General features: G+C 74.1%; 25 protein-coding genes. 6 read left to right on the top strand and 19 right to left on the bottom strand.

Going from position 1 to position 23,575, the window contains the following annotated elements:
* Positions 1–25: 25 nt before the first annotated feature.
* Genes ACFYW5_RS13810 through ACFYW5_RS13765 form a run of 10 tightly spaced genes read right to left on the bottom strand, consistent with a single transcriptional unit; the run spans position 26 to position 10,525 of the window.
* Complete coding sequence (locus ACFYW5_RS13810) at positions 26–1,087, bottom strand: glycosyltransferase family 9 protein (protein ID WP_389417168.1); 1,062 nt, start codon at positions 1,085–1,087, stop codon at positions 26–28.
* On the bottom strand, positions 1,084–2,499 hold the full coding sequence (locus tag ACFYW5_RS13805; RefSeq protein ID WP_389417167.1) for a PfkB family carbohydrate kinase: 1,416 nt from the start codon (positions 2,497–2,499) through the stop codon (positions 1,084–1,086). The genes ACFYW5_RS13810 and ACFYW5_RS13805 overlap by 4 nt, the downstream gene beginning before the upstream one ends.
* A complete protein-coding gene (locus ACFYW5_RS13800; protein ID WP_389417166.1) occupies positions 2,496–3,125 on the bottom strand; it encodes an SIS domain-containing protein in 630 nt (209 codons plus the stop codon). Before ACFYW5_RS13800 ends, ACFYW5_RS13805 begins: the two co-directional genes overlap by 4 nt.
* Complete coding sequence (locus ACFYW5_RS13795) at positions 3,122–4,357, bottom strand: glycosyltransferase (RefSeq protein WP_389417165.1); 1,236 nt, start codon at positions 4,355–4,357, stop codon at positions 3,122–3,124. The genes ACFYW5_RS13800 and ACFYW5_RS13795 overlap by 4 nt, the downstream gene beginning before the upstream one ends.
* Positions 4,354–5,316, bottom strand: coding sequence for a glycosyltransferase (locus ACFYW5_RS13790; protein WP_389417164.1), 963 nt, complete (start codon positions 5,314–5,316; stop codon positions 4,354–4,356). Before ACFYW5_RS13790 ends, ACFYW5_RS13795 begins: the two co-directional genes overlap by 4 nt.
* Entirely contained in the window at positions 5,313–6,320 is a 1,008-nt protein-coding gene (locus ACFYW5_RS13785) for a glycosyltransferase family 9 protein (RefSeq protein ID WP_389417162.1), read from the bottom strand. The genes ACFYW5_RS13790 and ACFYW5_RS13785 overlap by 4 nt, the downstream gene beginning before the upstream one ends.
* Positions 6,317–6,874, bottom strand: a complete 558-nt coding sequence (locus ACFYW5_RS13780) for a D-glycero-alpha-D-manno-heptose-1,7-bisphosphate 7-phosphatase (RefSeq protein WP_389417160.1) — start codon at positions 6,872–6,874, stop codon at positions 6,317–6,319. Before ACFYW5_RS13780 ends, ACFYW5_RS13785 begins: the two co-directional genes overlap by 4 nt.
* Positions 6,871–7,866 (bottom strand): glycosyltransferase family 2 protein, encoded by a 996-nt coding sequence (locus tag ACFYW5_RS13775; protein WP_389417159.1) that lies wholly within the window; start codon positions 7,864–7,866, stop codon positions 6,871–6,873. The genes ACFYW5_RS13780 and ACFYW5_RS13775 overlap by 4 nt, the downstream gene beginning before the upstream one ends.
* Complete coding sequence (locus ACFYW5_RS13770; protein ID WP_389417158.1) at positions 7,863–9,497, bottom strand: carbamoyltransferase; 1,635 nt, start codon at positions 9,495–9,497, stop codon at positions 7,863–7,865. Before ACFYW5_RS13770 ends, ACFYW5_RS13775 begins: the two co-directional genes overlap by 4 nt.
* A gap of 41 nt (positions 9,498–9,538) precedes the next feature.
* On the bottom strand, positions 9,539–10,525 hold the full coding sequence (locus ACFYW5_RS13765; RefSeq protein WP_389417157.1) for an NAD-dependent epimerase/dehydratase family protein: 987 nt from the start codon (positions 10,523–10,525) through the stop codon (positions 9,539–9,541).
* A gap of 324 nt (positions 10,526–10,849) precedes the next feature.
* Between ACFYW5_RS13765 and ACFYW5_RS13760 the strand changes: the two genes are divergently transcribed.
* Both ACFYW5_RS13760 and ACFYW5_RS13755 read left to right on the top strand, forming a co-directional pair.
* A complete protein-coding gene (locus ACFYW5_RS13760) occupies positions 10,850–11,413 on the top strand; it encodes a hemerythrin domain-containing protein (RefSeq protein WP_389417156.1) in 564 nt (187 codons plus the stop codon).
* 368 nt (positions 11,414–11,781) lie between these two features.
* On the top strand, positions 11,782–13,047 hold the full coding sequence (locus tag ACFYW5_RS13755; RefSeq protein ID WP_389417470.1) for an MFS transporter: 1,266 nt from the start codon (positions 11,782–11,784) through the stop codon (positions 13,045–13,047).
* 448 nt (positions 13,048–13,495) lie between these two features.
* Here ACFYW5_RS13755 and ACFYW5_RS13750 read toward each other — a convergent pair whose 3' ends face one another.
* The 4 genes from ACFYW5_RS13750 to ACFYW5_RS13735 all read right to left on the bottom strand — a co-directional run bounded on the left by ACFYW5_RS13750 (position 13,496) and on the right by ACFYW5_RS13735 (position 16,585).
* On the bottom strand, positions 13,496–14,278 hold the full coding sequence (locus ACFYW5_RS13750) for a metallophosphoesterase (protein WP_389417155.1): 783 nt from the start codon (positions 14,276–14,278) through the stop codon (positions 13,496–13,498).
* On the bottom strand, positions 14,275–14,562 hold the full coding sequence (locus tag ACFYW5_RS13745) for a BON domain-containing protein (protein WP_389417154.1): 288 nt from the start codon (positions 14,560–14,562) through the stop codon (positions 14,275–14,277). The genes ACFYW5_RS13750 and ACFYW5_RS13745 overlap by 4 nt, the downstream gene beginning before the upstream one ends.
* A complete protein-coding gene (locus ACFYW5_RS13740; RefSeq protein WP_389417153.1) occupies positions 14,559–15,284 on the bottom strand; it encodes a hypothetical protein in 726 nt (241 codons plus the stop codon). The genes ACFYW5_RS13745 and ACFYW5_RS13740 overlap by 4 nt, the downstream gene beginning before the upstream one ends.
* A 662-nt stretch (positions 15,285–15,946) precedes the next feature.
* A complete protein-coding gene (locus ACFYW5_RS13735) occupies positions 15,947–16,585 on the bottom strand; it encodes a DUF6629 family protein (protein ID WP_389417152.1) in 639 nt (212 codons plus the stop codon).
* 123 nt (positions 16,586–16,708) lie between these two features.
* On the opposite strand from ACFYW5_RS13735, the gene ACFYW5_RS13730 reads away from it, so the two are divergent.
* Positions 16,709–17,458: a TetR family transcriptional regulator gene (locus tag ACFYW5_RS13730; RefSeq protein ID WP_389417151.1), complete on the top strand. Its 750-nt coding sequence runs from the start codon at positions 16,709–16,711 to the stop codon at positions 17,456–17,458.
* Between the two features lie 137 nt (positions 17,459–17,595).
* The gene (locus ACFYW5_RS13725) at positions 17,596–18,015 is read left to right on the top strand and encodes a Zn-ribbon domain-containing OB-fold protein (RefSeq protein WP_389417150.1); all 420 of its coding nucleotides are present in this window, start codon (positions 17,596–17,598) and stop codon (positions 18,013–18,015) included.
* A 23-nt stretch (positions 18,016–18,038) separates the two neighbouring features.
* On the opposite strand, the gene ACFYW5_RS13720 is transcribed toward ACFYW5_RS13725, so the two are convergent.
* Positions 18,039–18,425, bottom strand: a complete 387-nt coding sequence (locus ACFYW5_RS13720) for a PPOX class F420-dependent oxidoreductase (protein WP_389417149.1) — start codon at positions 18,423–18,425, stop codon at positions 18,039–18,041.
* Positions 18,426–18,564: 139 nt separating this feature from the next.
* Here ACFYW5_RS13720 and ACFYW5_RS13715 point away from each other — a divergent pair, with 139 nt between their 5' ends.
* Entirely contained in the window at positions 18,565–19,941 is a 1,377-nt protein-coding gene (locus ACFYW5_RS13715) for a S1 family peptidase (protein ID WP_389417148.1), read from the top strand.
* Positions 19,942–20,058: 117 nt separating this feature from the next.
* Here the strand turns inward: ACFYW5_RS13715 and ACFYW5_RS13710 are convergent, their stop codons facing one another.
* The 3 genes from ACFYW5_RS13710 to ACFYW5_RS13700 form a co-directional block, all read right to left on the bottom strand.
* The gene (locus ACFYW5_RS13710; RefSeq protein ID WP_250071768.1) at positions 20,059–20,214 is read right to left on the bottom strand and encodes a hypothetical protein; all 156 of its coding nucleotides are present in this window, start codon (positions 20,212–20,214) and stop codon (positions 20,059–20,061) included.
* Between the two features lie 139 nt (positions 20,215–20,353).
* Positions 20,354–21,049, bottom strand: coding sequence for a L,D-transpeptidase (locus tag ACFYW5_RS13705; RefSeq protein WP_389417147.1), 696 nt, complete (start codon positions 21,047–21,049; stop codon positions 20,354–20,356).
* Between the two features lie 142 nt (positions 21,050–21,191).
* Complete coding sequence (locus ACFYW5_RS13700) at positions 21,192–21,989, bottom strand: SDR family NAD(P)-dependent oxidoreductase (RefSeq protein WP_389417146.1); 798 nt, start codon at positions 21,987–21,989, stop codon at positions 21,192–21,194.
* Between the two features lie 49 nt (positions 21,990–22,038).
* On the opposite strand from ACFYW5_RS13700, the gene ACFYW5_RS13695 reads away from it, so the two are divergent.
* Positions 22,039–22,587: a hypothetical protein gene (locus ACFYW5_RS13695; RefSeq protein WP_389417145.1), complete on the top strand. Its 549-nt coding sequence runs from the start codon at positions 22,039–22,041 to the stop codon at positions 22,585–22,587.
* Here the strand turns inward: ACFYW5_RS13695 and ACFYW5_RS13690 are convergent.
* Positions 22,578–23,492, bottom strand: a complete 915-nt coding sequence (locus ACFYW5_RS13690; protein ID WP_389417144.1) for an SDR family oxidoreductase — start codon at positions 23,490–23,492, stop codon at positions 22,578–22,580. The two genes, ACFYW5_RS13695 and ACFYW5_RS13690, sit on opposite strands and share 10 nt — an antisense overlap.
* Positions 23,493–23,575 lie beyond the last annotated feature (83 nt).

Genomic DNA, 23,575 nt, shown 5'->3' with positions numbered 1-23,575 from the left:
CCTTGGCATCCGTGCGGAACGGGCATCACCCCGGTGGCGGTACGGCCATCCCGTGCGGATCGACCCGGGTCTGCGCCTCTTCGTCCGGTGCGTCGGCGTGCAGCAGGGCCAGTGCCGCGGTGGCGACCTCGGAGGTGGTGATCCGCAGCAGTCGGGGGTCGGGCACGTCGCCGTGCGGATCGCCGGGGGGTCCCGGTTTCCACAGGGCGATGTGGCGGGCGAGGGGCGGCGGGCCCCACAGCTGGGGCGCCACCGGTCCGAAGAGCGTCACCGAGGGCGTGCCGTGGGCCACGGCCAGGTGGGCGAGTCCGGTGTCGCCGCTGATGACGAGCGGCGACCCGGCGATGAGCGCGGAGAGTTCGCCGTAGGGCAGGCCCCCGCTCAGTACGTCGCGCCGAGGCAGCCCCGCGCCTCGGGCGACGGCGCCGACCAGGGCGTCCTCGGCGGGCCCGCCGGTGACGACCACCCGGTGCCCGGCGGCGCGCAGTCGGTGTGCCACCTCGGCGTACCGCTCGTGCGGCCAGCGGCGTGCGGCGGCTTCCGCGCCCGGGTGGACGACGACCGCTCCCGGCGCCGAGGAGGGGGTGGTGGGGGTGGGCAGCCGCAGATCGCCGGGGGCGGCGGCGATGCCGTAGGAGGCCAGGAAGCGGCACCATCGTTGCCGCTCGTGCTCGTCGGGCCGCCACACGGGGGGCCGGGTGGGGTCGGCGTGGGCCAGGAGCCGGCGGGGGGTGAGGGCGGCGAGCGCGTCGCGGCTGGCCGGGCCGTTGCCGTGCAGGTCGATGGCGATGTCCGGCGGCGGCCCGGCCCAGTGGTCCAGCGACGGCACCGCCCGGCCCGGTGCCTCGGCGGGCAGGACGTCGTCGACGGCACCGGTGGTCAGCGCCGCCTCGCGGAGCGCGGGAGGCAGCGCCAGCACGACGTGGTGCCCGGCGAAGGCCCGCCGTATTCCCCGCAGGGCGGGTACGGCGGTGAGCAGGTCCCCGAGGCCCAGCGCCCGCAGCACGAGCAGGCGGGGCCGCGAGGGCGTACCGATCCCCGCGCCTGGAACCCCCTCACGCCGTGCGGACCCGCGTCGCTCGGTCACCGTCGCCTCCGTGCCGGGGTGGCCGTGGAGGGGGTCAGGGCCGCCCGTTCGGCGATGCCGGTGGTGGAGCGGCCGTCGAGGTAGGGGAACAGGACGACCTGGCCGCCCCAGCTCTCCACCAGCGGGGTCTCCGGCAGCGGGGTGCGGGCGTAGTCGCCGCCCTTGGCCCAGATGTGCGGGCGCAGTTCGCCGAGGAGGCGTTCGGGGGTGTCCTCGTCGAAGACGGCGACCGCGTCCACGCACTCCAGGGCGCGCAGCACCCGGACCCGGTCGGCGACCGGGACGAAGGGGCGTCCCCCGCCCTTGCGGCGGCGTACGGACGCGTCCGAGTTGACGCACACCACCAGGCAGTCGCCGGTGCGCCGGGCGGCCTGCAGCAGGGCGACATGCCCGGCGTGCAGGAGGTCGAAGCAGCCGCCGGCGGCCACCACGGTGCCGCCGGCGGCCCGGACCCGGGCGGCGGTGCGCAGCGCGTCGTCCGTCGGTTCCGGCTCGGCGGGGCGGGCGGCGGGGTCCGGGGTCACATGGACGGACCCGGCACCGCCTTCGGCGACGTACCGGGTGGCGGCGTGCACGGCACCCCGTACGGCCGTCTCGACGATCTCGCCGTCCGCGAGGAGTCCGGCGGCGGTCGCCGCGAACCGGTCCCCCGCGCCGCAGGCGTCGCCCTCCGCGGTGACCGGCGACGGCACCAGCAGGGGGGTGCCGCCGTGCGAGAGCAGGGCGCCGCGGCCGCCCAGCGTGACGGCCACCGAGGCGGCCCGCCACAGGTGCACCAGCCGGTCGGCGTCCTGGGCGGCGGCGTGCAGCTCGCCGCCCGGCCGGGCCTCGGCGTCGCGGCGGGCGAAGGCCTGCGCCTCGCTCGCCGAGGGTGTCGCGAGCCGTACGCCCGCCACCGGCTGATGCCCGCGCGGGTGCGGATCCCAGACGACGGGGACCCGTCCGGCCGCGTCGGTGAGGGGGTCGCGCAGGGCGTCGGCGGTGCCGCGGCCGTAGTCGGCGACGAGGACGGCCGACCCCTCGGCGACGGCCTGGCACGCCTGCCGGGTGCTCTCGCGGGTCCGGCCGTCGCCGTCGTCCAGGCGCAGCAGGGGCCGGTCGTCGGCGAGGACGCGGGTCTTGCTGGACAGGGCTCCGGTGAGCGGCAGTTCCACCAGGTGGACCCGGCCGGCCAGCAGCCGGCGCAGGGTGGCGCTGGCGGGGTCGTCGCCCAGCGCGGTGACCAGGGTGACCGGCCGGCCGTCGGCGGCGGCCAGGCAGGCGGCGAGTGCCGCTCCGCCGGGGCGGGTGGCGCGCCGGGTGTCGCTGACGACGGGCACGGGTGCGTCGGGGGCCAGGCGCTCGACCCGGCCGCAGATGTCGTGGTCGAGGAGGGCGTCCCCGACGACCAGCAGGGGGGCGGCGGCGCTCATGTGACCTCCCCCGCCGCGTCCTGGGTGACGAAGGCCCAGGGCTCCGCGTGCCGGGGCGCTCCGACGGTCCGGTCGAAGTACTCGCAGAGCATGTGGACGGCGACCAGGTGCAGTTCCTGGACGGTGGCCGACGTCGCCGCGGCCACGCACAGGGTGTCGTCGGCGGCGTCGGCCAGGGGGTTGGGGGCGGGGCCGGTGAGCGCCCACACCGTCATGCCGTGGCGGTGTGCCTCGCTCGCCGCGACGAGGAGGTTGTCGCTGGCACCGCTGGTGGACAGCAGCATCAGCACGTCACCGGAGCGGCCGTGCGCCGCCACCTGCCGGGCGAAGATCTCCTGGACGCCGTAGTCGTTGGCGATGGCGGTGGTGGAGGAGGTGTCGGCGTGCAGGGCGAGCGCGGAGAACGGTGGCCGGTCGTCGCGGTAGCGGCCGACCAGTTCGGCGGTCAGGTGCTGGGCCTGGGCGGCGCTGCCGCCGTTGCCGGCGACGAGCAGCCGGGAGCCCGCGCCGAGGCGGGCGGCCAGATCGGTGCCCCAGCGTTCCAGGCGCGGGCCGCCGTAGTCGCGGAACCCTTGGAGGGCCCTGATCAGGGCGTCGCAGTGGGTGACGTCGGTGGCGAGTGTCATCGGACGGCTCCCGAGAGCGAGGGGACGGAGGAGACAGCGCTGTAGGCCCGGGTCACGCCGTCGGCCACGCGGTCCCAGGTGTAGTGGTCCAGCACCCGGCGCCGTCCCTGTTCGCCGTAGTGGGCGAGCAGGTCGGGGTCGTCCAGGAGGCGGCGGATCGTGCCGCTGAGGTCGTGGTCGCCGTCGGGCGGGACCAGTTCGCCGGTGACGCCGTGCACGACGGTGTCGAGCTGGCCGCCGACGGCCGTGGCGAGGACGGGGGCGCGGCAGGCCATCGCCTCGACCGGGACGATGCCGAACGGTTCGTAGCGGGGCAGGGACAGCACCAGGTCCGCGCTGGACATCAGCTGGGGCATCCGGTCGGGGCTCACCCCGCCGAGCAGGGTGACCCGGTCGGCCACGCCGTGCTCCTCGGCGAGGGCGCGCAGCCGCTCGGCCTCCGGTTCGGCGGTCAGGAGGGCGGGGTCGGGGCCGCCCGCGATGAGGAGTTCGGTGTCGGGGACGCCGGCCAGGGCGCGGATCGCGCGGTCGAAGCCCTTGCGGGGCACGAGCCGGCCGACGGCGAGGAGCCGCCGGGGTGCTGCGGCGGACCGCCGGGCGTCGGCGACCGGCGCGAACCGGTCGGGGTCGACTCCGCAGGGCACGACCGTGATCCGGTGCCGGGGCAGGCCCATGGCGACGAGTTCGGCCACCTCGTCCCGGCAGGTGGCGAGGATCAGGCCGGCCGCGCGGCCGACGGCCTTCTCGATGGCGACGCGTTCGGGCGGGCTGGTGTCGGCGGCGCCCTGGTGGCGCCGCTTCACGGTGCCCAGCGCGTGGTAGGTCTGCACGACGGGCACCCCGAGACCCTTCGCCCCGGTGAGCGCGGCCCATCCCGACATCCAGAAGTGGGCGTGCACCACGTCGGGGGGTGCGGCCGCCCACTGGCGGGCCAGGAACTGACCGAACTCCGGCATGCAGGACGGCAGTTCGTCCTTGGGGACCGGGGCGGGCGGTCCGACGGGCACATGGACGACGCGGAATCCGTCGGGTGTGGTGACGTGGTCCGGGAGCCGGGGGTCGTCCCGGCGGGTGTACACGACCACGTCGTAGCCCCGGCGGGCCAGCCGGCCGGCGAGTTGTGCCACGTACACGTTCTGGCCGCCCGCGTCGGGACCGCCGAGGGCGGCCAGGGGGCTCGCGTGCTCGGACACCATGGCGACCCGGCGGGCCGGAGGGTGGCTGGCACTCATCGGGTGACCTCCTTGATCAGGCGTTCCCAGTCGTCCCGGAAGCGCCGTTCTCCGTAGCGGGCCTGTGCCGCAGACCTGGCGGCCTCCCCTGTCAGGCGGGCGTCCACGGGATCCGCGAGGAATCCGCGCAGGGCGTCCCGCAGGACGTCGAGCCGGTTGGACACCACCCCGGCCCCCTCGGGGACGGCCTCGCGCACCTCGGTGGTGTCGAGGGCCACGACGGGCATCCCGAGGAACATCGCCTCCAGCAGGGACAGTCCGAGGGATGTCCAGCGGACGGGGTGGAGGTACATGCGGCAGCGCGCCATCTGTCGGTGCAGCGCGCTCTGCGGCAGGTCGCGGCTGCGCAGGAGGTCGGGCGGCAGACCGAGGTGGCCGGCGAGCCCTTCGGTGCGCATGCCGAACACGTCGAGCGGCACGGCGCGGGCGAACTCCGGCAGCAGGTCGGTTCCGGTCGTACGGCCGCGGCGCAGGGGTTCGTTGACGACGACCGCGGCGCGCGGCTCCTCGCCGGTCCACAGGTGCCCGGGGTCGATGATCCCGTGCTCGATCACGGTGCTCGGTGCCTTGCCGTTGTCCCACATCAGGCGGTTGAAGTGGGTGACATGGACGACGGGGATGTCGCTGCGGCCGGCCAGCGGGTGGCGGGTGTCCACGGCCGACTCGTGCGGGCTGTTGTGCTCGACGTAGACGGCGGGGACGTCGATGCCGGGCCGGCGACCGGTCCAGCGCAGGGCGAGGTCGAGTTCGTGCGGCCGTTGCAGCACCATCAGGTCGATGTCGGCCTCGCGCAGCTCGTCGGGGGTCAGTTCCCGTACCGTGGACGGCCATTGCCAGGTGCGGGCCCGCCCGAGGCCGTCGGGTCCGCGGTCGGGGGTGACCGGGACCAGGAAGGTGTAGGGGCCCTGCACGAACGCCGTCAGCCAGGATCCGTGCACATGCCAGACGAGGATGTTCATGGGCTCTCCTCAAGGAGTTTGTGCACCGCGGCCACCACGTCCTGGCCGGTCACCTCGTCCAGGCAGGGGTGGCCCGGTACGGGGCACCGGCGGGCCCTGCTGTCCGCGCACGGCGCTCGCTGGTCGCCGAGGAGGACGCAGGGCACCCCGTACGGCGCCCACCGCTCGGCCGGTACCACCGGCGCGAACAGGGAGACGACCGGAGTGCCCACGGCCGCGGCCAGATGGGCGGGGCCGGTGTTGCCGCAGACGACGGCGTCGGCGATGCGCAGGACACCGGCGAGGGTCCGCGGGTCGGTCCTGCCGCCGAGGTCCACGGCGGTGTCGCCGCTGACCTTACGGGTCAGGCCCACCTCGTCGGGCCCGCCGGTGACGACGACCCGGTGGCCCGCCTCACCGAGGAGTGCCACCGTCTCCGCGCAGCGGTCGGGGCTCCAGGCACGGGCGGGGGCGCTCGCGCCGGGGTGGACGACGACGTAGGGGCCGTTGCCGGTGAGCGCGATGGTGTCGGGGGTGGGGACGACGCGCAGCCGGCCGTCGTCGCCGGGGGGCGGGAGCCAGCCCATGGCGGCGGCGGTGTCGAGGGCGGCCTCGGCCTCGTGGCGGCCGGGCAGCCGCTGGTGGCGGACGTCGAGGAGGCGGCCGGGGTGGTCGACGCTGTCGGCGCCGATGCGTGCCACCCCGGCCAGGCGCAGCAGCAGGGCGGTGGGCAGGGGGCTCTGGTGGAAGGAGGTGAGGACGAGGGCGGTGTCGAACGCCGCGTCCCGCAGGCGCCGGATCAGGCCCTCGGTGTCGGCCGCCGCCACGGTCGGCGGGTCGAAGCCCTCCCAGGGGGCCTCCCACACCATGACGTCGGTGACGCCGGGCAGCAGCCGGGCGGCGGGTTCGCCGCGCGGGCCGCACAGCATGGTCACCTCGGAGCAGTGCGCCGCGACCGCGCGCACCGCCGGCCCGGCGAGCAGCACGTCGCCGAAGCTGTCGAGCCGGACGACCAGGGCCTTCACCGGCGATCACCCGGCCCTTCGCCGAGCAGCCGGCGCACGGCCGTGAGCAGGTCGGGGGCGGTGCTGGGGGCGGTCGCGGTCTCCTGCGGCCGGGTGGCGGCGTTGGGTACGAGTACGGCCCGGGCGCCCGCGGCGTGCGCGGCCTGGACGTCGGCGCCGATGTCGCCGATCACCACGCAGTCGGCGGGCGCCACCCGCAGCCGCCGGGCGGCTTCGACGACGAGTCCGGGGCGCGGCTTGCGGCAGTCGCAGCCGGCGTCCGGAGCGTGCGGGCAGTACACCCAGGTGTCGAGGCCGCCGAGGAGGGCGTCGGCGCGGTCGTTGACGCGGTGGACGTCGGCGTGGGTGAGCAGGCCGCGGCCGATGCCGGACTGGTTGCTGACCACGCCGGTCGCGACGCCCGCGGCGCGCAGCAGGTCCAGGGCCTGCCGGGCGCCGGGCAGCGGGCGCACCCGGTCGGGGTCGCCGTTGTAGGGGACGTCCTCGACGAGGGTGCCGTCGCGGTCGAAGAGGACGGCGGCGGGCCGGTTCGGGTCACGGGGCCGGGTGTTCACGGGGTGCTCCTGAGGGCCGTGGCCCCGCGGTGGCGTACCAGCCCGTGCAGCCAGTGGCGCACCGCGAGCGGCGGGATGACCACGCTGGTGGAGACCATGGCGGTGATCTCCCGGGCCGTGCACGGTCCCGGCCGGATGCGGGCGAGCGCGAACTCGGCGGTGCCCAGCGCCCACAGCGTCCCGGCGATCCGCGCGGCGCGCCGCCGGCCGGCCAGCGCGAGCAGGGGGGCGGTGAGCGCCAGGGAGGTGACCAGGGCGTGCCGGGGCAGGCGTCCGCGCGGGGCCTCGGCACGCGACCACCAGTCGGGGCCGTGCAGCCGGGTCATCAGGGCGTCGTCGGCGTTGCCGCGCTGGGCCCGCACCGATGCCCAGGCGCCCTCGGGGCGTACCGGGTGGCGGGTGGTGCGCTCGCCCCGGTGCAGCGTCCAGCCGGCGTCGCGCACCCGCAGGGCCAGGTCGGCGTCCTCGCGGAAGGCGCGGCCGAACCGCTCATCGAATCCGCCGACCTCGACGAGGGCCGCCGTGCGGTAGGCCATGTCGGCCGTGGCCCAGGCCGCGTTCTCCAGTCCGGCCGTGCCTCGTTCCCAGTCCGTGGGCCGCCGGTCGTCGGGCAGGGGTACGCGGAGCCGTCCCTGGACGCCGCCGGTGCCGGCGTCGGCCGCGGCGAGGTCGTCGGCGAGGCGGCGGGACCAGTCGGGCAGCACCTGGACGTCGTCGTCGAGGAAGACCGTCCACGGGCTGCTGACGGTGCGCCATCCGGCGTTGCGGGCGGCGGCCGGACCGCGGCCGCCGGTGCGCAGGGTCCGCACCCGGCTCCACAACACCCCGGCCGCTTCCCGCGGCAGTTCGGCGGCGGGGGACGGACGGTCGTCGACCAGGACGACCTCCTCGGGCGGGTGGTCGCCGGCCGCGGCAAGCGCGCGCAGGCAGTCGGCCAGGCAGGGGCGGCCGATCGTCGGGATGACGACGGAGTAGGCGGGTTCGCCGGTCATGCGAACACCTCCTTGCGGCGGATCGCGTACGGGCCGAGGGCGAGCAGGTCCACGGGCGCGGAGCCGAAGCACTCCAGGGCATCCCGCGGGTCGTCGACCATGGGGCGGCCCGCCGTGTTGAGGCTGGTGTTGACGACGACGGGCAGGCCGGTACGGCGCTCGAATCCGTCGATCATGCGGGCCACGAGCGGTTCGTCGCGCCGGTCCACGGTCTGGATGCGGGCCGTTCCGTCCACGTGGACCACGGCCGGGATGCGGTCGCGCCAGGCGGCGGCGACCTCGTGCACGAACAGCATGTGCGGGCTGGGCAACGGCCCGTCGAACAGCTCCGCGGCCCGTTCCGCCAGCACCATCGGGGCGACCGGGCGGAACTCCTCGCGCCCCTTCACGGCGTTGAGGCGTTCCAGGTTCCCGGCGCGGCCGGGGTGGGCGAGCAGGGAGCGATGGCCGAGGGCGCGCGGGCCGTATTCGCTGCGGCCCTGGAACCAGGCCACGACGGCGTCCTCGGCGAGGGCCGCGGCGACGGTCTCGGCGATGTCGTCGGGTTCCTCGTAGGGCACGGCCGCGCTCTCCAGCCAGGCCCGCAGTTCGGTGTCGCTCCAGCCGCGGCCGAGGGCCGCGGTGGGCATCGGCTCCACGGTCTCCTTCTGATGGGCGACATGGAGCGCGGCGCCGAGCGCGGTGCCCGCGTCACCGGCGGCGGGCTGCACCCAGATGTGCCGGAAGGGGGTCTCCCGGTACAGGCGGGTGTTGGCGACGCAGTTGAGCGCGACACCGCCGGCCATGGTCAGGACGTCCTCGCCGGTACGGTCGTGCAGCCAGCGGGCGAGCCCGAGCATGACCTCCTCCAGGCAGGCCTGGGCGCTGGCGGCGATGTCGGCGTGGTCCTGCGTCCAGCCGCTGCCCTTCGCTCGCGCCGGCACCAGTTCCTCCCAGGGCACGGGACGGGCCCTGAACCCGCCCTCGCCGTCCAGGTGGACGTAGGCGCGCAGCCGGTCCAGAAAGCGGGGCTCGCCGTAGGAGGCCAGGGCCATCACCTTGAACTCGTCGCTGCTGCGCAGGAATCCGAGGTGCTGGGTGAGGTCCTCGTAGAACAGGCCCATGGAGTCGGGCAGGGACTGGGAGCCGAGGATCGTCAGCTCGCGGTTGGCGTAGCGGCCCGCGAGATGGGAGCCGCATTCGCCGCGCCCGTCCAGCACCAGGACCGCGCTGTCGGGGTACGGGGCCGCCTGCCCGGCGGAGGCGGCGTGGGCCACGTGGTGCGCGACGAAACGGATTTTGCCGGCGTCGAGGCCGGGCAGCGCCTCGGCGAGGAACTCGGGGGCGCGGCGGGCGTATTCCTGCCGCAGCGCGTCCCAGGGGTCGTGCAGTCCCAGCTGGTCCGCCGGGCGGGCGAGTTCGGGGTCGTAGGAGTAGGCCACCGCGTCCAGGTCCGCCGGGCTCAGGCCGGCCTGGTCCAGACACCAGCGGGCGGACAGTTCGGGCAGTTCCCAGGCGGAGAAGGGGACGGGGCGCTTGCCGTGCTTGCGCCGGCTGAAGCGCTCCTCCTCCGCCGCTGCCACGATCCGGCCGTCCACGACGAGAGCGGCGGCGGGGTCGTGGAAGAGAGCGTTGATTCCCAGGACACGCATGCGATGCCTCCGAGCGGCGTACGGGAGCGGACGGTCCCGCGCTACGGGACCCGGTCGCCGGCCGGCTGCGCCGCGGCGAAGTGGGCGATGGTCTGCTTGATGCCCTCCTCCCACGGCACGCGGGGCGACCAGCCCAGCAGTTCGCGCGCGAGGGTGGTGTCGGGGCGGCGGCGCTGCGGGTCGTCGGTGGGGCGGTCGACGTACACGATCCGGGAGGAGGAGCCGGTCAGCTCGACCACCCGGTCGGCGATCTCGCGGACGGTCACCTCGTCGCTGCCGCCGATGTTGACGGGCCGCACCGAATGGCTCGCCGCGACCAGCAGGATCCCGTCGACGGTGTCGTCGACGTAGCACAGGGACCGTGTCTGCCGGCCGTCACCGGCCACCGTCAGCGGTTCACCGGCCAGGGCCTGGGTGACGAAGGTGGGCACGGCCCGCCCGTCGTGCGCGCGCATCCGGGGCCCGTACGTGTTGAACAGGCGCACGATCCCCGCGTCGGTGCCCTTGGCCCCGGCATGGGCGGTGACCAGCGCCTCGGCGAACCGCTTGGACTCGTCGTACACGCTGCGCGGGCCGACCGGGTTGACGTTGCCCCAGTAGTCCTCGCGCTGCGGATGCGCCAGCGGGTCCCCGTACACCTCGGAGGTGGAGGCGAGCAGGAAGCGGGCGCCGTCCCGCTCCGCCACGGCCAGCATGTTGCGGGTGCCCAGGCTGCCGACGTCGAGGGTCTGCAGGGGCAGCCGGAGGTAGTCGGCCGGGGAGGCGGGGCAGGCGAAGTGCAGGACGAGGTCGTACGGCCCGGACAGCAGCCCGGGGGCGTCGGGGGCGGAGACGTCGCACTCGATGAAGCGGAATCCGCGCCGGTCCGCCAGATGGGCGATGTTCTCGCGCGTCCCGGAGCAGAGGTTGTCGGCGCAGTCGACTTCGACCTCTGAATCCAGCAGGCGTTCACACAGATGGCTGCCGAGGAAACCGGCGCCGCCGGTCACCAGGGCACGCCGCCATGCACACGACGAGATTTCAGTCATGGAGTGTCCTTCGTCCGCACACGACGGCGGGGGGCGGCAGGCCCCGGCACACACCGTCCGGCGCGGCACAGGAGTGATGCGGAAAGCCATCGAACGCTTCGGAGAGCTGTTCCGAGCTGTTGTCAGGGGTGAAAGAACAGGTCACCGGATGGAGCTGGGCTGTCGGTTTTCCGGCCTTCCGGGAGCAGTTGGTTTCACATGTTGATTCCTACTGTGCGGGGTGAGCCGGGTGAGCGCGACTCCTGTGTGATCCCTCCCCGGGCGGGCACTCGGAGCTCGCGGCGCGTCCGACCGGGCCGCCGTCTCAGGCAGGAGGTGAAGGACATGGGTCACGGTGGAAACGTGATCGAGGAGCTGATGACCGATCACGGGGAGGTCGAGGAGCTCTTCGGCAAGATCGAGGCGCTGCCCCCGGGGGACAAGAACCGCAAGGTGTACGCGGATCAGGTCACGATGGAGCTGGTGCGGCACTCGGTGGCGGAGGAGGCCTACCTCTACCCCGCCGTGCGGGAACACCTCGTGGGCGGCGACGCACTGGCCGACCAGGAGCTCGAGGACCACGCCAAGGCCGAACAGATCATGAAGGACCTGGAGAGCTGCGACCCGGGCGACCGCGAGTTCGACCGGCTGATCGGCATGCTCATGACCGAGATCCGCGCCCACATCGCGGACGAGGAGGAGAACCTCTTCCCGCAGCTGCGCGCGACGTGCCCCGCCGAGGCCCTGGACGAACTCGGCGACAAGGTCCGCCAGGCGAAGAAGACGGCCCCCACCCGCCCGCACCCCTCCGCTCCGGACAAGCCGCCCGCCAACAAGCTGCTGGCGCCCGGCGTCGGCATGGTCGACCGGCTGCGCGACGCGCTGAGCGGACGCGGCAAGACGGACTGACTCGCGCGCGGCCCCTGTGCCGCCGAACCGCTGAGCGGGCCCGTACGCCTTGGGGGCGACGGGCCCGCTCAGCGTGCTGTGAGCAACCGCACTCGAACCCCGGACAGCGGCCCCCACCTGCGCAGACAGCCCTCGGCGGGCCGGACGGCGGGGCTCGGGCCGGTCGTCTCGGGGACCGCGTCTGTCACGATGGTCCGCGCCGTGACCGATTCGGTGGAACAAACCGCGCAACGCAGCCGGTGACTCCGTTCCCCAGGTCCTCCCCCGACCCCTGGTTCGAGTACCGCACTGTGTCTGCCTCCCCTGCCTTGCCCTCCCTTGCGCCGAAAGCCTCCCGCTTGCCGTGGCGCTCGCTGCGGTACCGCGCCATGCGCTGGTGGTCCGTAGCCAACTTCCTGTCCAACGCCGGCACCTGGATGCAGTTGACGGTGCAGAACCTGCTCGTCCTGCAGATCACCGGCTCCGCCGCGGCCACGGGTCTTTCGATGTCCGTGCAGGCCGCGCCCGCCCTGTTCATGAGCCTGCTGGGCGGCAGGGCCGTGGACCGCTGGCCGCTGAAGCTGACGGCTTCGGTGAGCCAGGCGCTGCTCGGCGCGGTCGCCTTCACCACCGCCGTGCTGGTGGCACTGGACCGGCTCGACCTGACCACGCTGATGGTGCTGGCCGCGGTGACCGGCGTGATCGCCACGGTCGACGGACCGGCGTGCGCCCTGCTGGGCAACGACCTCGTGCCGGTGGAGGACGTCCCCTCCGCCATCGGCGTCGGCGCGTTGGTGCACAACGCGGGCCGGCTCGTGGGCACTGCCCTGGCCGGGGTGACGGTCGCCTTCCTCGGCACGGCCGCCGCGTACGCCGCGAACGGTCTGTCGTTCCTCTTCGTGGCCACGGTCATCCCGTTCCTGCGCCCGGCGCCCGGCGCGGTACGCCACGCCGACCGGACCGCGGCCCCCTCCCCCGACATGCGGGGCGGGACGGCCGAAACCGACCTGACCGTGCGCCAGGGCCTGCTCTTCTTCGCCCGCCGGCCCCGCCTGGTCGCGCTCGCCGCCGTCACCGGGCTCAGCTCGGTCTTCGGCCGCAACTACAGCCTGACCCTGGCCGTGCTGGTCACCGGGCCACTGGCGGGCGGTGCGGGTGCCTTCGGCACGGTCTCCACGGTCCTCGCCGTCGGCGGCATCCTCGGCGCGGTGCTCGGGGCCCGGCTGCGCCGGCCCTCGGTGCGGCTCGTGGGCACCCTGGCCGCCGCGGGCGGTCTGCTCCAGGTGGCGGCGGGCCTGTCCCCGTCCCTGGTGGTGCTGCTGATCCTCGTCCTGCCGATGGCGGTCGTGGAGTCCGTCTCCGACACCGCCGGAACCGCCGTCCTCCAGACCGACCCGCCCGCCCACCTGCGCGGACGCGTGCTCGGCGTCTGGGGCAGCATCGGCACGGTGTGGGGCCTCGGCGGACCGCCCGCCCTGGGGCTGCTCATGGAGCTGGCCGGAGCGCGCGGTGCGCTGGTGGCGGGCGGGCTGATCATCGCGGCCACGATCGGCGCGGGCCTGCTGAGGCGCACCCGCCGACTGCCGACCCCGACGCTCCTCCCGACGAAGCCGGGCGACCTACGAGCCCAGGAAGCCCTGGGCACGGCCGCCTGAACGCCGGACCTCCCGACCAGCCAGAGGGGTTGGCGCGCTCAAGAAGCCGTCGGCGCCGCCACCGGGGGCCCGGCCTGCCCTGCCTGACGACCCCCCGGCTCACGCCTCGGGGGCTGCCCGCCGCCGAGCCGGGCGACCTGCGGGCAATCACCACGCACGTCCGGGCCATGCGGGCACCGGCAGGGGCACGCACGACGGCCGAGACCCCCCGGCCGAGCCACGCCACGCCACGCCACCTGCATGCTCAAGGCACCCCCGCGCCGCGGCCGGGCCCCGGCCTGCCTTGCATGGCGGCCCCGGCTCACGCGCCACGGGGCCGACCCGGCTGCCCGCCGCCCAGCCGGGCGACCTGCGGGCGATCACCACTCATGACCGGCCCAGGCGGGCACCGGCAGGGGCACGCACGACGGCCGACAACCCGCCCGGCCGAGCCACGCCACCCGCGTGCTCAGGACACCCCCGGCACCGCCGCTCCCACCCGGTTGTCACCCGCGCCGGTGCTCCGCTCGCGCACCGGCAGGTGGTACACGTGGAAGGCCCGGCCGATCACCGGCTGGGCCACGTTGCGCACCTTCACCCCGCCGCTGGTCATGCCGTGCTCGGTGCCCAGGTGGGCGTGTCCGTGCACGGCCAGGTCGGCGCCGGCGGTGTCGATCGCCTCGGCCAGCAGGTAGCTGCCGAGGAAGGGGAAGATCTCCGGCGGCTCCCCCGCCAGGGTGTCCGGCACCGGCGAGAAGTGGGTGAGGGCGACCCGTACGTCGCAGTCCTGCTCACCGAGGTCCTCCAGGGACCGGCACAGGGAGTCGGCGCAGCGGCGCGAGTAGCGGACGAACTCCTTCATGATCGGCTCGCCGAACTCCCCGGCGCAGCGGCCGACGAACCCGCCCCCGAACCCCTTCGTACCGGCCACCCCGATCCGCGTGCCGTTGACGCCCACCACCGTCGACTCGCCCTCCAGGACGTGCGCGCCCGCGTCCCGCAGCACGGCGCTGACCTCGTCGGGGCGGTCGTCGTGGTGGTCGTGGTTGCCCAGCACCGCGACCACCGGCACGCCGAGGTCCTCGATCTCCCCGGCGACCACCCGGGCCTCCGCCACGGTGCCGTGCCGGGTGAGGTCCCCGGCGAGCAGCAGCACGTCGGCGGTCTCGGGCAGCGTCTCGAAGGAGGGCCGCAGAGTGCCGTGGCTCTCGGGGCCCAGATGGATGTCACCGACGGCCGCGACCCGGATCACTGGAGCTCCTCCGCATGGTCGGGCACGGACGCGTCCGCGATCACGAGGTCGGCGTGGACCTGGCAGTCCGGCAGTTCCTCACGGGCCAGCCGGACCACCTCGTCGCGGCAGTCGGCGGAGGGGACCGTACCGGTCAGCAGCACCGCCCCGCCCCGGATCTCGATCCGTACGCCCAGTTCGGCGAGGGGCCCGGCCGCCAGGTGGTCGTTGAGGTGGGCGACCCGGTAGTCCAGCTGGTGCGCTCGGCCGGGGCCGGGAGGGGGCTCGGTGAGGGAGTGGTTCATCGCTCCTCCTTCGGGGGTTCGATGACGTTCAGGCGCTCCAGGAGGAAGAAGAACGCCGCGGGCATGGGATCGTCCCCGCAGTCCCGTCGTACGTCCTCCCAGTGGACCTTCTCACGCAGGGCGCGGGCTACGGCGAGCGCGGACCCGAAGTCGCAGTAGTGCTCGGAGAAGGCCTCCATCAGGCCCCGCATCAGGTCGGTCGGGGCGAGCACCGGCATGTGCACCGAGTCGACGGCGAGTTCTTCGGCCCTGCCGAGCGTCTCCGTCGTGACCGGTCGGTGCGCCAGCTCGAAGATGATGTCGACCTCCTGGCCCAGGCAGGTGGTCTTCATCAGCCAGTCCTCGGGCGGTGTGCGGACGGTCAGACCGGCTTCGGCCAGCGTCCTGGTGACCGCTTCGGTGTCCTCGCGCCGGACGCAGAAGTCGACGTCGTGCCGGAGCCGCGCGCCGGCGCCGTGGGCGTAGGCGGCCACGCTTCCGGCCAGGGCGAACAGGTGGTCGCCGCGTTTGAGCAGCGCCGCGACCTGCTTGGTCGCCTCCAGGATGGCCTGGCTTCTGTCGTGCGCCGGTTGCTGAAGGGCGGAGGCCGGCAGATCATTCACCGGCAGCAGTACGGTCTCCTGCGCGGCCGGTTCGCGCGGCGCGCTCTCCCCGACCGGGCGGAACCCGGGGATCGCCGCCCGCCGGGTGGGCGTCGGGCTTTCACCGTTCTGCTGCGTCATGGTCTCTCCCTCGCGGTACGCCGGTCCCGGGCATCGCCCCCTGTCAGGGCAGGTGCTGCCTGGGATGCGGCCCCGAGTACCCGGCTGCGCCGACCTTCACGCCGGGGGTCCTGTCGCAGCGCACCGGACCGACTCCGGGCGACGGACACCGTGGGACTGGCACCGCACTCCAACCGCCGCGCACTCACCGACTCCGGCGCACTCACCCCGTGGGATCCGCCCCGCACCCCAGGGCCACACACCCACCACCTCCGGCAGCACGCACCCCGGGACTGCCGCCACCGTCCGACGGCCGCGCACCCACCACCTCCGGCAGCACGCACACCGCGGGACCGGCACCGCCCTACGACGGCCGCGCACCCACCGACTCCGCCAGTACTCACCCCTAGGGACCGGCCGCCCCGGCCCGGCCCCACGCACCCAGGGGGCACGCGCCCAGGGACCAGTCGCCGGAATGCGACCCCCTGCGGGCTGCCCCGCCCCGCCACCGCGCCACTCACCGCCACAGGACCAGTTGCAGGCCCCGGCCACCGCACATCCCCAGACCGCCGCGCCCTTCACGCCGAGAACCCGGCAACCGAGGCCCACCCCCGCGCACCCACCCGCCCCGGAGCACCGGCAGCCGGGACGCGACCCCGCCCAGCAACCCGCTTCAGCACCCCTCACGCCACAGGACCCGCAACCCGGCCCCGGCCCCGGCCCCCGCGCACCCACCCGTACAACACCACCGAGCACACCGCCGCGACGGCGCACCACGTGGAGATGAACTCCGTCCGCCACAGCCCCACACAGATCAGCGCCCCCACGGTCACCAGGCATCCGAGACGGACCAGACCTCGGTCGCCGGAGAGGAGGAGCGAGCCGATGGTGGCGAGCAGATACGCCGCGATCACTCCCCCGGCGTACGGAAGATCCACCGCGTAGCCGAGCGTGTGGCCGCGGATCTCCGCCCTGACCGGGCGCGTGGCCAGGGCGACGGAGAGCGCCGCCGTGGTGGCGATGCCGACGGCCAGCGGCAGGAGCAGCCGCCGCCGGGCCCGGCGGGGCGCGGCGGCGAGGACGCCCGCGGGCACCCACAGCGGTAAGAGGGGAAGGGCGATGACCGCCCAGAGCACGGTGGCCGGGCCCGTACCGCCGTCCCGGGCCCATACCGCCGCCTCGACCATCTGGTGGGCGCCCAGCAGCAACGGCAGCGCCGCCAGCGGCAGGTCCCGGACGCGGCGCGCCCGTGCCACACACGCCACGCCCACGGCGGCGATGCCGACGCCCGCGACGAGGTCGGCCTGCGCACTCCAGCACATCGCTCCACCCGGGGTCGGACGGCAGGGGCTTCATCTTCGCCTGTACAGACCCATTGCACTCGGTTCCACCCCGGGCAGCACTGAGTGCCATGCGCGCCGTGCTCAGGTGCTACGTTCCGGGCCATGAGCTCCAGCAGTGCGGCGCCCGGCCGCGAGGGAAAGGACCAGGCGGCCGCGAAGCCGCCGATGCGGGAGGCGCTGGTCACGGCGGCCTTCCGGCTGTTCCTGGAGCGGGGGTACGAGCAGACCACGGTGGACGACATCGTGGCGCTGGCCGGGGTCGGGCGGCGGTCGTTCTTCCGGTACTTCCCGTCCAAGGAGGACGTGGTCTTCCCGGACCACGAGCGGTGCCTCGCCGACATGACGGCCTTCCTGGCCGCCAGTGAGCCGGACGCCGAGCCGGTGGGCCGGGTGTGCGACGCGGCCCGGCTGGTGCTGCGCATGTACGCGGAGAACCCGACCTTCTCCGTGCAGCGCTACCGCCTCACCAAGCAGGTGCCGGGCCTGCGCGCCTACGAGCTGTCGGTGGTATGGCGCTACGAGCGGGCGCTCGCCGAGTATCTGCGGGCCCGCTTCGCCGCCCGGCGCGAAGGCACGCTCCAGGCCGATGTGATCGCGGCCGCCGTGGTGGCGGCGCACAACAACGCACTGCGCTCCTGGCTGCGCTCGGACGGCCGCGGCGACGCGAGCGCCACCGTCGACCACGCCCTCGGCTATGTGCAGTCCGCCTTCGGCGCCACGGCCCCGCCCCCGTCGCCGCCCCGCGCCGACGAGCAGCCCGAGGACGTGGTGGTCGTGGTCTCGCGCCGCGGCGCGCCCCTGTGGCGGATCGTCCAGCAGATCGAGACCACTCTCGCCGCCGCCGCAGATTGAGGGTACGCAGTGCCTTTACGCGTGGCACTGAGTGCCATACGCTGACCGCGTGCACGGTGGCACAGCGACCGGGCACGTGCGTGCGCGGCCGTCCCGCGTGCGTGGGATTTCCGGCCGAGCGCAGGGAGTTGACCAGCGTGTACCACCACTCAGGAAGCGTTGCTCGTCCGACAGTCGGCTCCGCGGTCGGCGTGCTGGAGGCAACCGGCGCGGCCCAGGACTCGGACGCCATGATGTTCCAGCGCTGCACCTGGTGCGGCACCGCGATGTACCACCGGCTGCTGTGCCCGGTCTGCCAGGGCAGCGATCTGCGCACGGAGCGCAGCCAGGGCACCGGCACGGTGCGGCACTCCACGGTGGTGCACCGCAACAGCCCGGCCGCGCGCAATGTGTCGCTGATCGAGATGGCCGAGGGGTTCGTGGTGCGGGGCCGGGTGATGGGCCCTCCGATCGGCATCCACAGCGGGGACCGGGTCCGGCTCTCGCAGGCGAAGGACCCGGTCCGGGGCGAGCCCGTCTTCCAGCTGGTCGACGAGCCCTACCGCGCCTGGACCTGAGAGCCGGTCGGGCCCCCGGGGGTCTACGGTGCGAGCGTGACGCGGATGCCGACCGTGCCGTCCGCTCCCCTGCGGATCCGGCTGCCGAGCAGGGTGAGGCGGCCGACGATCCCGTACTTGCGGGCGATCAGCTTGCGGTAACGGGCGACGGTGTCCCGGTCGGCGATCTCCGCGATGGCCGGGATCTGCTCGCCGGTGGGCTTGCCGCGCAGGTCGCAGGGGCCCACCAGGACGTCGGCGCGGGCCCGGATGCGCTTGACCTTCCAGGAGTCGGCGACGGTCCACGCCCCGAGGGCGTCGCCGTCGCGCACCACCCACACCGGGGTGGGCACCGGGGTGCCGTTCTTGCGGTAGGTGGTGATCAGCAGGTACTGACCCTTGCCGAGCCGCTCCAGCGGCGTGTCGTCCATGGGCGGCAGTCTAGGCAGCAACGTCACGGACCTCGCGCGGTGAACGCGGCCGCTCCCGGCCACGTATGGAGTGCGGGCGCTCAACTCCAGGAGTGCCTCGCGGTGTTGCCACCGCGCTGCTCGGGTTCGGGAGCCAGGCATGAGGCACGCGCGACGACGGATCGTCCGGCGAGTGACGCGGCTGGCGGCCGTCGGCGGACTGCTGCTCGGCTCGGCGATGGTGACACGCGCCGTCGCGAGCGAGCCTCCCGGCCCCTCCGCCGCCCAGGGCGCGACCGTGCGGTCAGCGGGCGACACGGCCGCCGCGCTCGTCGAACGGCTGGGCGGCTCCCGTACGGCGGGCAGCTGGCTCGGTGCCGACGGGCGGCCGGTCGTCGCGGTGACCGACGAGGAGGCCGCCGCCGAGGTACGCCGCGCGGGCGGCCGGCCGAAGACGGTGTCGCACAGCATGAACGAGCTCAAGTCGGCGACGCGGACACTGGGTTCCGCGCCCCGGGTGCCCGGGACGGCCTGGGCGCTGGACTACCGGTCCAACCAGGTGGTGGTACGGGGTGACAGCACCGTCTCCGCGGGCGACTGGTCGAAGTTGACCCACGTGGCGGGCGGTATCGGCACCTTCGTCCGCATGGAGCGCACCGAGGGCACCTTCACCACCCGCCTGAACGGCGCCCTGCCCATCCTGTCGACCGCCGGGCGCTGCTCGGCGGGCTTCAACGTCACCGACGGGCAGCGGGACTTCATCCTCACCGCCGGGCACTGCGGCCCGAACGGCTCGGTCTGGTTCGCCGACAACCGCGGCCGGGACCAGGTCGGCAGCACGGTCCGGCAGAACTTCCCCGGCGCGGACTTCTCGCTGGTGCGATACGAGGGCGGGGACGCCGGGGCGGGCGCCGACGTGGTCGCCATCGGGGACGGGCAGGGGGTGCGGATCACCGGAGCGGGTGACCCGTCGGTCGGGCAGCAGGTCTTCCGCAGCGGCAGCACCAGCGGGCTGCGCGGCGGCACGGTGACCGCGCTGAACGCGACGGTGAACTACCCCGAGGGCACGGTGACCGGGCTGATCGAGACGAACGTGTGCGCGGAACCCGGGGACAGCGGCGGGCCGATGTTCTCGGAGGGCATCGCGCTGGGTCTTACCTCGGGCGGCAGCGGGGACTGCGCCTCGGGCGGCACGACCTTCTTCCAGCCGGTGACAAAGGCCATGGCCGAGGTCGGCGTCCAGCTGATCACGGCTGCCTCCCAGGGCGCGGGGCAGCAGAGCACGGCACCCGCGCCCGAGCCGTCGGACCCGCAGGGCGCGGCGGCACCCGGCGCGGCCACGCCGGGTTCCTCGGCGCCGGTCGGCGGCGGGGGCGAGGGGGCGCAGCTGCTGGCACGGCTGGCCGATCCGCGCAATGTGGGCCCAGGGCTGCTGATCGTCGCGGGGTCGCTGGTCGCTCTGGTCGCGACGCGGTTCATCCGGGCGGAGCAGGACCGCAAGGCGTATCAGCGGTACTACTCGGCGACTTGGGGATGAGGCCGTCCGGAGAAGGCCGTAGGGAAAAGTGAAGGGGGCACCCCGTGATCTCTCAGGGTGCCCAGGGGGTCTTCGAGGCTTAGCGGTCCTCGGGGAGCGCCCGGCCGTGTGTACCGGCTACGGGGCCACTGCGGCCCACTCCAGGACGAGTCGCTGGTACTCCTCGCGCTCCTCGACGCTCAGTGTCCCGCCCGCCCGGCGCCACAGGGCCCGGATCTCCTCGTTGACCTCGTCAGCCGATCGATCGGAAACGGGTTCAACACTGGTGGACATGCTGTGAAGCATACGGCCACGGAGGTGAAGGCCATGTGAGTAAGCACGCCCAATATGGACATAACGGACCGTGTTGCTGATCACGTCCGATCACGGCCATACGTCAAGCCCCGCCCCCCCGCTTGTGCCCAGGACCGGCTCAGGTGCCCGGCTTGCGGCCGTACACGAAGACGTCGTCACCCTTCTTCAGCAGGGACCAGTACTTCTGGGCCGTGGCCTTGGTCATGTTGACGCAGCCGCGGGAGCCGGGCGGGTTCCACATGCTGACACTGGCCGAGTGGAAGGCCTGGCCGCCGTCGAAGAACTGGGCGTAGGGCATCGGCACGTTGTAGAGGGACGAGACGTGGTCGATGTTGCGCCAGTAGATCTTCGTCAGGCCGGTGCGGGTCTCGTCGCCGTTACGGCCGGTACGCACCGGCACGGGGCCGTAGACGAGCTTGCCGCCGTCCTGGATCCAGCTGAGCTGGAGGGTGAGGTTGACGCAGGCGATCCGGCCCTTGTTGACCGGGCACTTGCCGTCCTTGTTGGGCGTGCTCCCGACCGCCTTCTGCTTGTTCATGAGGTCCATCACACCCCAGGTCACGGGGCCTGCGTAGCCGGCGTTCGGCGTGATGCCGTGCTTGGTCTGGAAGGCCTGGATGACCTTGCAGTCGGAGCTGGACTGCTTGCCGTCGACGGGCAGCCCGAGGAACTTCTCCACCTGCTTCTGGTACGGCCCGGTCTGCGAGGTGCAGCTCGCGGCCTGCGCCGGCGCGGCCCCGAGCGCGAACGTGAGCGGTGCCGTCAGCGCGGTGATACCGAGGATGACGGCTCCTCGTCTGCGTATGTCCCCCATGGTCGACCCTTCCCTTCCGCCGGTGCGTCGCGCTCTCCCGCGATCTCTGCCAGCTAGACAGGCGCGCGGGGGCGGAGGTTGTAGGGCGACCCCGGCTGTGACGAAACGGTGAACTTCGGGACGCGCTTGCGGGAGGCGGAACTCACTCCCCGTCGTCCGCCGTGACGGCCGACCGGAAGCCCGTGTTGATCGACGTGAGGCCGCCGTCGACGACCAGGGTCGTGCCCGTGATCCAGGAGGCGTCGCGGGAGGCGAGGAAGGTCACCGCGGACGCGATGTCCTCCGGTTCGCCCACCCGGCCCAGGGGATACACCTGGCGGAACGCCTCGAGCTGGTCCTCGCGGCCCGCCCACGCCGTGGTGCGTACCGTGCCGGGGGCCACCAGGTTGACGCGGACTCCGCGGGGCGCCGCGTGCCCGGCGAGGGTGCGGGTGAGGGAGCCGAGGCCCGCCTTGGCGGCGCTGTAGGCGTGGTTGCCGAAGCTCTGGATGCCGTTGACGGACCCGATGGTGACGATCGCGCCGCGGCCGGAGGCCACCAGGTGGGGCAGGGCGGCCCGGCAGCAGCGGTAGGCGCCGGTCAGGGTGAGGTCGAGGTCGCGGGCCCACACCTCGTCCGGTTCGTCCTCGAAGAGGGGCGCGTCGGGGGTGCACCCGTAGGCGTTGTTCACCAGCACGTCCAGGGCGCCGAAGGCCGTCACCGCGTGGGCCACGGCCGACTCGACGGAGGCCCGGTCCCCCACGTCGCAGACGTACGCCTCCGCCGTGAGGCCCTGCTCCCGCAGCGCGGCCGCCGTGCGCTGCGCCTCCTCCTCGTCCACGTCCGTCACCAGCACCCGCGCGCCCTCCGCGGCGAACCGGCGGGCGGTAGCCGCGCCGATGCCGCGGGCGGCGCCGGTGACGAGAACTGCGTACCCCTGGAAGCGTGTTGTGTCGGTCATGGCAGCACCGTAATGCCGTCGAGATCAACTCGGCAGATACCGTGCACCCATGTCTGCCTTCCTCCAGCAACTGCCCGCCCTGATAGGTGTGGTGATCGGGGCCCTCGGCTCGTATCTGGCCCTCGTCCGCAGCGACCAGGCCCGGTTCCGGCGGGAGGAGGCGGCACGGTGGGAGGAGCGGCGGCTCGCGGTGTACTCCGACTACGCCCGGTCGGTGAAGAAGACCGTCACGGTGACGTACCGGGTCGCCGCCGTGCTGGGCTGCGGCACGCACCCCGACCCCCTCCCCCTGGATGAGGCCAAGCCCCTGCTGGCCGAGGCGAACAACGGACGGGATCCGTCGGGCGAGGCACTGCTCATGCTGGGCAGTGTCGAGGTGGTGGACAAGGCACGCGCCTGGGTCGTGACGGTGATGGAGATGGAACGGTTCGTGCGCGACGGCCGGCGGGATCCGGACGCGTGGCAGGCGCTGCTGGTACGGCAGCGCGCCGGCCGTGAGGGCTACTACACGGCGGTGCGGCAGGACCTGGGCCTGCCGCCGGGCCACTCGGCGCGCTGGCGGCTGCCGGTGACGGAGCCGGTGCCGCCTCAGCGGTAGCCGGTCGTGTCGGCCGGCTTGCCCTGGTCCTGGACCTCGACCAGGTAGCGCCAGGCGTCGGGGCGGCTGCCGTCCAGGTCCGTGAAGCCGTACTCCTGGGCCAGGCCGCCGCTGGAGAGGGACGCGCCGTTGAAGCGGGCCACGCCGGGGTCGGCGGCGAGGGCGGCGACGGCGCGGCCGACGTAGCGCGGGGTCTCCGAGATGGCGAAGTGCGGGACGCGGTCGAGGGCGTCGCGCCAGTTGTCCTCGCGCACCCCGTAGGTGTCGAGCATCATCTCCGAGCGCAGCCAGCCCGGGGTGAGCGCGAGGGCCGTGGCGCCGCGCGGGCCGAGTTCATGGCCGAGGGAGAAGGCCATGCGCAGGACGGAGGACTTGGCGAGGTCGTAGAAGAAGGAGGCGCGGTAGTGGTCGCGGTTGTAGTCGGCCGTGCCGTCGGTCATCTCGACGACCAGGCCGCCGGGATGGCGCAGCAGCAGGGGCAGGGCGTGGTGGCTGGTGATGGCGTGGGTCTCGACCGCGAGCCGCAGCAGGCGCAGGCCCTTGTCGAGGTCGTGCTTCCACACCGGGGTGTCCCAGCCGAAGAGGTGCTCCCCGCCCCAGACGTCGTTGACGAGCACGTCCAGCCGGCCCTGCTCGTCGGCGATGCGGTCGACGAGCGCGCGGACCTGGTCGGGTTCGAGATGGTCGGTGGGTACGGCGACCCCGTGGCCGCCCGCCTCGGTGACCAGGTCGGCGGTGTCCTCGATGGTCTCCGGGCGGTCGTACTCCGAGCGCCGCTCGCGGGTGGTGCGCCCGGTGACGTAGACGGTCGCCCCGGCGGCGCCGAGCTCGACGGCGATCCCCCGCCCGGCCCCGCGGGTCGCTCCGGCGACGAGGGCGACCTTGCCCTTGAGTGACTGTGACATGTCCGGCCTTCCGTGTGACGGCTTTGCCTCCACCCTCCCCGGCAAGCCGGACATCTCCTGTCACCTTTTACGGCGGGTCACGC

Source organism: Streptomyces sp. NPDC002779 (assembly GCF_042888685.1).
Lineage (GTDB): Bacteria > Actinomycetota > Actinomycetes > Streptomycetales > Streptomycetaceae > Streptomyces.
The sequence above is the reverse complement of the archived record's forward strand: the minus strand, read 5'-3'. Positions and strand labels throughout refer to the sequence as shown.